1 protein-coding gene is annotated in these 202 nt (G+C 61.4%); it reads left to right on the forward strand.

Going from position 1 to position 202, the window contains the following annotated elements; all coding sequences use genetic code 11:
• Window positions 1-202: hypothetical protein (locus ACM6I0_RS24405; RefSeq protein WP_414923490.1), on the forward strand; the 202-nt coding region annotated here is incomplete at both ends.

Here is a 202-nt window from a genome sequence, read left to right on the forward strand (position 1 = left end):
TGAGCGTTTCCTGCACGACCCCTTTGCCGGCACGGCTGGTGCACGGATGTACAAGACGGGCGACTTGGCCCGTTATCTTCCGAACGGGAAGCTGGCGTTTCTAGGGCGTAATGACGACCAGGTCAAGATCCGCGGGTTCCGGATTGAGCTGGGTGAGATTGCGGCCAGCTTGGTGGAACATCCCTCCGTCCGCGAGGCAGTG

This window comes from Pseudomonas sp. IT-P294 (genome assembly GCF_949767865.1).
GTDB lineage: Bacteria > Pseudomonadota > Gammaproteobacteria > Pseudomonadales > Pseudomonadaceae > Aquipseudomonas.